Raw genomic sequence first — 6949 nt, forward strand, 5'->3', positions numbered from 1 at the left:
GACAAAAAAACTGGTAAATGAATAATTAAATAGCAAAGATTGGCAATCTTAAATACTTGTTTTTAAATCCCATAAATTATCTTAAAAAATTACTCCCATTAGTTTGTCAATTTCCATTCATTCCACTTCATTAATTCAGTATCCTCCACTGCTTTTGAAGCAAATAGTTGGCTCTCATTAAACAATTCTCCAATCCAATTGTTGACCAATTAGGGCTTTTCCTTTTTATCCTCAGGACCTTCCTTGAATACTCATAAGAATCAGCACTAAAAAATGAAACTCACACCTCTGGTTGTCATCCTTTTCACTATTCTCATTTTAACGGCACTTTTACAAAAAAAAGGAATAAGAATTAGCCGAACCTCCACACACTATGAAGAAAATGGAAATCAAAGCCAATACTCAAAAAGTTTTTTATACCTGGAAAACAAACAATTAAAAATAGATATTGTTGGAAGACAACTTAACCAATCTATCATTTTCAGAGGTGATGAACAAAAAATATGGTTTTTGGACCATTTTCGAAAAACCTACTTTAGCCTCTCTCGAAAAGAAGCCGAAGTTCTTAAATTCACTCGCTTTAACAAGCAATTTACTACCCCAGGAATAAAAAACATCACAGATCCCCTACTCTTATCTAAACCCCTTAATCCAATTTTTGTAACTCATGATCAAGTAAATGGATGGCCATGTCAAAAATATAACCTTAATGATAACAAAGGATTAATAAGTGAACTCTGGGCAGCAGATCTAGGGAGTATTGGCCTTAGCCCGGAAAACCTTTCCCTAATTCAGGAACTTGATAATTTCATATTAGCCTTGGGCCCCTCTTCCAATTATAAGATCCCAAAATTTACATTCCAAAATCAACAGGGTTTCAATGGATTCACCATAAAGTCGACCTCCTATCTTGATGGAAAAATTGCTTCCATTCATAAATTGGATAAAGTAGAAAAAATGAAATTCCACGAAGATATTTTTCAGATTCCTAACTATAGAGAGGAGAAGAATTTAGAAAATAATTAATATGGAGAAGTGAAATCCCATTTGACAAGTAATAAAATAACCATAGTTTTGGAAAGAAAAGCCTGATATAGATTTTCAGTAGTTTAAAATGTATCTAAATTGCATACTTCATTCAAACCAAAGATTATTTTTTTTAATTTCCAGTTATATACTTAGGCCATATTCTGAAGATCTAAGAAAAGGAAAATTCCAATCATGATTAATCCCAGGCAATCACTAGAATCGCTAATTGACCAAAATTATATTCTTGGGCATGCCATCAATCGCTACCAAATTCCAAAAGAGTCCCATTCAAAAAGTATTGAATGCCTTTGTACTAGGCACTCTATCGATTTAAATTTTTTATTGGAAGTCTTGAATGCCTTTGAAACGCCAAAAACTTTTTCCCCAAAACGTTTTTTGAGCTTTTCCTTTGACACCCTACTTGATTATTTGCAAAGAACACATATTTTTTATCAGGAAAAGAGGCTATTTGAAATTGAACAATCCATTCTTCAATTGGTTATTGGGCATCAAAGGGATAACCCAGTTGTGCTTTTACTTCAGAATTTCTTTAGGAATTTCAGTGTAGAACTTTCAGAACATATTCAATTGGAGGAAGAAAAGCTATTTCCTTATTTAAAAAGTCTACATGACTATTCTACTTCTTTTGAAAAAATGGAAATCCCATTTAAACATCAGTTTTCAATTCAGAACTTCATTTCACTGCATGATGATGAGGTCGAATCCTCCCTATCATTAATACGTGAGAAAATTCTTCTTCAAAACCCTGAAACAACTTTAAGCTTTCCCTATAAGGTGCTCCTTCATCAAATGGAATCCTTTGAAATTGACCTGCACCTCCATGGTTTAATTGAAGATGAGGTACTGCTTCCAAAGGGCCGTGAATTGGAATTAATGCTATTAAATTAAATTTAGGAGTTATAAAAGTGGGTGGTAGGGGACAAAAATTCTTCCCCTTTCCATAGAAAATGAATAGTGAAAATTAAATCTATTACCATTCCCAGACCAAAAGCCTACGCCAAGATTGAAAGCCAAAGCCATACACCTTTACCTTTCGCTTTTCTTATTTTTTTCTTTTGAAATGCCTTCTATGCCAAAAGTCGATTTAAAACCTGAAAACAGACTTTTCCACCAAAAATTATAAATACTTTTGGAGGAATCTCTAGGATAATAGATCTCTCCTTCCCTAAAGTGAAAAGTTCTACTTGGATTACGGCTTTTCACAACGAATGTATTGGCCAACAGTGAAATTAAGCCTCCTTTTAACCCACCCGTTTTACCTGTTTTTGGATCAATAACTCCAATTCTAAGGTTATTATAATGAAAGCGCATTTTCCCTTTGGCCTCATATTTATTGGCTACCAAATCAAAATTAAGCTTTTTGGCCTTTCCGGACTTTACGGTTACAAAAACCAAATTTTCAAGCATAGGATTAATCGCATCCAGATTCATTTCTCCAATCAAATGGCCGTCAAAATAAAAGGTATTACTTTTATCGGCCAAGGGTACTCGAATATTTGCCTGCAACTCACCCTGTCCCATTAAATAGGCATGAGCATTCAGGTAGCCCTGAGCTCCATTTTGCAACAAAATTGAATCATTGGTAACATTTCTCATCTCAACGGATAAGTCATTAAATGTTATCATCCCTGATTGCTGCGCCTGTTCACTTTGCTCTTCGATGGTAATTTGGCCGTTCTTTAACCGAACTGTATCCAGGTGTACATAAAAATCGAGATTCCGGAGGACTTCTTGAGGCATTATTTTCTCTTTAAAGTCCGGATCCTTTAACCGCTTATCTCTAAAAGTATGAACGGACAATCCATCAATAGTCATCAACGGAGCTTTCAGTTCATGACTTTCTAACAATCGGTGTAAATCTACATTTTCCAGTCGAACCTCTCCCATATTAGCCATTACTCTGTCTGTCTCATATCCAACTATTTGAGAAAACAAATACTTCATATAGCGCGGTTGCAATTTCAATGAATCGGCATAAATTTGTTGTTTTGCCGTAGAAAAACCAACTTTTCCCGCGCTTAGGGTATATAAACTATCTGGAAGATTATATTTAAAATCATGGGTTTCCAAACGAATATCATCAGTGTAAAAAAAGCGATCAGCTGTATGGGAATACTTTTCATCTACCCTAAAACCTTTAACTTCACCGAACAAATTTTTCAAGGAATATTGCTTGAAATCATCTGCCTCTTTTTTATGATAGGATAACTTCCCTTTTCCAAAATTTAACTGATGAATTTGAACTCCTCTCAAGTAGGGAGAAATCAATTTATAAAGGTCTCCTTCCTGAGATTTAATCTGTCTTTTCGAATCTTTTTTAAGTTTAATAGGTGAAATTGAATCCGAATTTATTTTATCTTTTTGTTGAGTAAGGTCTTGCTTAGAGCTCGCTTCCCTTGCTAAAAGAGGAAAGGATGAGATAGTTACGTCCGGTTCTTGCAGGTTTATATTTTTCACCTCTAACCATCTTTGGGAGTAAAGCTGATCAAAGTTTATTCCCTCCATTATTATTTTAGGAGTTTTCACTTCAAAAAGCTTATTTCTCCCATTCTGCTGAAGAAGTTTCTCTGCTTCCACTTTATCTTTTGGAAAAAGGTGTGCCCCTTCAAGTTCTACTCCTCCTTTTTTACTAGAAATAACTAAACGGTCAGCTTTAAAATGATAAATACTATCGGGAAGTTTCAGGAAATAATCACTTACCACCACATTCATGTCCTCCGTATTAAAATCAGCATGGGCACTATCATCCTTTTTCTGACGAATCAAATTCACCTTTTTAATATCCATGGCGATATCTCCCTTTGAATAAACTAATTGTTCATCACCATTTTGACTCACTAAAGATAAATTTCCTCCCGACAATAAAATATTACCGATAGAAACACCCTCCATTCCCTTTGGCAAACTCAAGAAAACGTCTTTAAATACTTCCTGATCATTAGGAGTGCGTTTTTGCAAGTTTTTATGATTGATCATTTTTACGACGGGATTTTTCAACTCAATCCCCCCCACATTCATTTCTTTTTTGTAATAAGCCGCGTTTACATCAACATCCGAAATCCTGACCTGAGGAATATCCAAAAACCAATTATACTTCAATTGAAATCGGTTTTGCCTTTCCTTTTCTGGGTAGAGCTTGACCCCTTCTGCCAAAATTTCAGATTTCCCTGTTGAGTAAACAATTTCTTTGGCAATTAATTGGTGTACACTATCTGGCAGGTGTAGACGATAATCTCTTAGCTTCACCTCAATATCATCGGCATAAAGAGTACGATCGTTCCTTCTGGCTTCCTCCTTATCCAACTGAAACCCAAGTATCCGGATAGCTACATTATTTCTAGAAAGGTCATTAAAATGACCATCTGTATTGGTTACCAAATTAAAATTACCTTTATCCAATTCCAGGCTATCCACTTGAATCGACTCCAGATAAGGTGAGATCATGGCATAAAACTCCCCTTTGGCCATTGTCCGGAGTTTTCTTCCCTTCAATTCCCTATAAGTAGTTAATTTCAGATCCGGTTGATCAATCTCAATATTTTTGACCTTAAGATTTTTCTCAAAATATGCCTCATGAATATTAGCATTGCTAATTCTTAGAGCAGGAATAAATACATTAAAATGAGTAGACTTACCATATCGTCTCATTTGTACCACGGGATCTAAGGCAGGTATTGGCTCCAGGCTAAATCCCTTTACAACTACCTGATCATTAAAAGTAGAAACATGAATCTCATCGGCATTAAAAATGTGAATATCATCTGCCAGTTTAAGGGAATAATCTTTCAGTTGAACATCAATATTATTAGCAAAAAAGATTTTATTATGCTGGCTCCCCATTGTTGTATCTAAACGAAATTCCTGCAAATGAAATGAGATCTTGCTATTAGAAAATGCCTTCATTTGACCAGAGTCCGAGCTCACCAAATCAAAAAATCCATCCTTTAGGTAAACCGTATCAATTAGAACCTCCTGAAGATAGGGAGCAGTTAACTTATAAAGATCATTGGTTTTCAAGCTCCTTTTAAAGGACCTTTCTTTTAAATCTACTTGACTCGTCAAACTTACTTTTGGCGTTTTAATTTCCAGCTTTTCAATAGGCAATATTTTATGATTAAATGCCTGACGCATATCAGTTCCCTTCATCAAAACTTCTGGAACAGAGATCCTGTAAAGCGTCCCATTTTTTCTTTCAGCTAAACTATCTGCAAGGTCATGATCCAATGTCAGATCCTTGGCCACAATCAAAGAATCTCTAGTTGATACCTTCAAAGAAGATGCTTTCAATGAATGAATATTATCTGCAAGTCTCATTGAATATCCATTCACTTGCACATCTACCTCCTCAGCATATAACACCTTTTGATCATTAAGGTAGGCCATTGAATCAATAAGGAACTGATCTAATAAAATGGAAAGATCCTTTATGTCATAATTGATTTGTTTGAGGTCTCTTTTATTCACCTGTTGGAAAGCCCCATGTTCAAAATGAAACCGATTGACTGCCACCTCTAGTAAATTCCCCTCAATTAAACTGTACAAATTAGTAGAAAAACGATATTTCCTCTTTGTCAAAGTTGAATCACCATCCTCATGATTTATTAACCGAACAAAAGGTTGTTTTAATAGTAGCTCTTCTATATTTAGTCGTTTCTCAAAATGGGCTTTATAAAAATCAGCACCATTGATTCTTAACTCGGGCACCCAAACTTCATACATATCCTGGTTGATAGTATCCATCTTAAAACTGCCAGATTTTGGCTCCAGGCTCACTCCCTCGGCTATAAGTTCTCCACTTTTTGATTCAATTGTAATTTGATTGGCATGAAATCGATGTAAATTATCATTTAAATCTAATCCATAATCCTTTATATTAAGGGCAACATTTTCAGAGAATAGGATTTTATCATTGTGGGTAAACACATCCTTATCCAGGTAAAAGTCACTCAAAGTAAGGGTAATATGTTTGGCTTGGGAACTATGTACTAAATCTTTTTGATGGTTGAGTAAGCCTAAAAAGCCATCCTCCACTCGTACCCGACTTACTCGAATAGAAGTAAAAAAAGGCTCTAACAAAGGAAACATGTCCCTGTAAACTACCTCATTTCCCAAATTCATTTTCTTACCGACAAAGTCACCCACCAAAATAACTTGAGGGTTATTTATTGCAATGGCCTCAATTTGCAGCTCACTGTCTTCATATACTTTACGCAAATTGATTCCTCTTAAATAAACTTCCGGCAATTTTACATCATATATAGCTCTGCTAATTTCGTTAGTTTTTCTCAGCTCTTCGAAGCGAGCGGTATCCAATTGTAAGTGGAATTCCTTCAGTTTTATGCTACTACTGCTTAAATCAATACTTACTCCATCAAAATCCACAGAAAAAAGCCCATTACTTTTTTCAGAAATAACTTCCTGAAGAGCTTCTCTTAGTATTGGCCTTCCAAATAAGAACAACAAGATATTCAACAAGATAAAAAGCAGAAAGACTGTTCCAAAGATAAATAGAAACACCTTTAATACTCTGCTTTTCAATTGCCTTATATATGAATTATTATGCATTTAATTTCTTTCTATCATAAAGATTAGGGCAACCCTCTTTTCCCTTTAACAAAAGACAATTAGAAAAGGCACTACCCTTATTGAATAAGTGGCCCCTAACCCTTCCACCGACCTCTGATTTTGCACGGAAAGACCTCATTTCTTTCTTTGATAAACAAAGATGAAAATGACACTTTCTACCAAAAGTCAAAAGAACATTGGGGCTCCCCCTGAAAAGGCTCACATCCTGTAAAATAAGAGGATTACTTTAATCCATTTTCAAGCCTTTTCCTTTTTCAGAATTCTTAAAATAACAGGGAAAAAGACCAAAAACACCTATTCAACGAAAAAAAAA

3 protein-coding genes are annotated in these 6949 nt (G+C 35.0%); 2 read left to right on the forward strand and 1 reads right to left on the reverse strand.

Features of this window, described 5'->3' with window-relative positions; translation table 11 throughout:
• Positions 1–273: 273 nt before the first annotated feature.
• Both E1171_RS11200 and E1171_RS11205 read left to right on the forward strand, forming a co-directional pair.
• Entirely contained in the window at positions 274–1026 is a 753-nt protein-coding gene (locus tag E1171_RS11200) for a hypothetical protein (protein WP_155206095.1), read from the forward strand.
• Positions 1027–1221: 195 nt separating this feature from the next.
• The gene (locus E1171_RS11205; protein ID WP_155206096.1) at positions 1222–1938 is read left to right on the forward strand and encodes a hypothetical protein; all 717 of its coding nucleotides are present in this window, start codon (positions 1222–1224) and stop codon (positions 1936–1938) included.
• A gap of 138 nt (positions 1939–2076) precedes the next feature.
• Here E1171_RS11205 and E1171_RS11210 read toward each other — a convergent pair whose 3' ends face one another.
• A complete protein-coding gene (locus E1171_RS11210; protein ID WP_155206097.1) occupies positions 2077–6615 on the reverse strand; it encodes a hypothetical protein in 4539 nt (1512 codons plus the stop codon).
• Positions 6616–6949 lie beyond the last annotated feature (334 nt).

This window comes from Xanthovirga aplysinae (assembly GCF_009711365.1).
In the GTDB taxonomy this organism is placed as follows: Bacteria; Bacteroidota; Bacteroidia; order Cytophagales; family Cyclobacteriaceae; genus Xanthovirga; species Xanthovirga aplysinae.